At 37.4% G+C, this 1,370-nt stretch carries 1 protein-coding gene; it reads left to right on the forward strand.

All coding sequences use genetic code 11. The annotated features are described in order from the left end of the window. Positions 1-88 precede the first annotated feature (88 nt). On the forward strand, positions 89-1,303 hold the full coding sequence (locus FBD94_RS25850; RefSeq protein WP_136882352.1) for an IS4 family transposase: 1,215 nt from the start codon (positions 89-91) through the stop codon (positions 1,301-1,303). Positions 1,304-1,370: the final 67 nt, after the last annotated feature.

Here is a 1,370-nt window from a genome sequence, read left to right on the forward strand (position 1 = left end):
TTCACTGTTGTCCGGATAAAATTTTGGGCTAGCTGTTAAGCTAGCCCATTGTTGATATATTTGAGTTACCACACTTAAAAACATCAACATGAGCAAAAGTATATTTTTTACCGGACAGCCCATACTAAATCAACTGTTAAATTTGCTGGATCGGGGCAAGATTAAATCCATTGCCCGTGCCGGTAAACACGATCACTACTATAAGCATTTTGACACTTATACCCATTTAATAACGATGCTATACTGCGCATTGAACAAATGCACAAGTAGCCGTGAAGTTGTAAGTGGAATGAAGGCCTGCCAACATAAGTTACGCCATTTAGGAGTCCTGAAAGCTCCCGGTAAGAGCACTTTATGCGACGCGAACATGAAGCGTTCAAGTGATGTTTTTCGAGAAATTTATGAGTCTTTATATTTAGCCCACCGTCAACTTTTACCGGACAGCCGACTGACTACAAATCAAAAACTTTTCATAGCAGACTCCTCTACGATCACTCTTTTTCAGGAAATTCTGGGCGCCGCCGGCAGAAGTCGACTGAATGGTAAACGAAAAGGAGGTATAAAGGTTCATACGTTAGTAAACGCGGTTGAAGATGTTCCTGTACAAATAGAATTTACAGCAGCCAAGGCTAACGATATGACCTTTCTTCAAAATATCAATCTTGAAAAGGGGGCGTTTATTGTATTTGATAAAGGTTATGTAGATTATAATCAATATCAGCGCATGACTAATGAAGGTGTTTTTTTCGTTACCAGGCAAAGAAAGCGAGCTAGCTATGTTCAACAAGCCATAAACACGGTTAGTGAAGAATCTAAAAGTTTAGGGGTTATTAATGATCAAATAATAGTTTTAGGCACACGTACACATGCCCGAAAAATTAAGCTTAAAGCCCGAATGGTTACCTTTTTTGATAAACACAAAGAAAGAACCTTTGAGTTCCTCACCAACAATTTTGATCTGCCTTCCCATCAAATTGCAGACCTCTATAAGAAACGCTGGCAGATAGAAGTTCTATTCAAAAGAATAAAGCAAAATTTCCCACTACAGTACTTCCTTGGCGATAATGTAAATGCAATTAAGATACAGATATGGTGTGCGTTTATATCTGATTTACTGGTCAAACTGATTCAAGTGCAGCTTAAAAGAAAATGGTCTTTCTCGAACCTTAGTTCAATTATAAGACTACATCTGATGAGTTACATTAATCTTTTCACTTTTTTAAACGACCCAGATAAGTTACCTGTAGCACTTAAAACTAATCAGCTTAGCTTTGGGGGCTTTGAAATCAATTTTAAAATATAAAAGCGGCCTAATGATTTATTAAGCCGCTTTTTTTGTGTTTTATCATTTTCTCCGGACAACAGTGAAA

The sequence above is a fragment of the Pedobacter hiemivivus genome (assembly GCF_005144565.1).
In the GTDB taxonomy this organism is placed as follows: domain Bacteria; phylum Bacteroidota; class Bacteroidia; order Sphingobacteriales; family Sphingobacteriaceae; genus Pedobacter; species Pedobacter hiemivivus.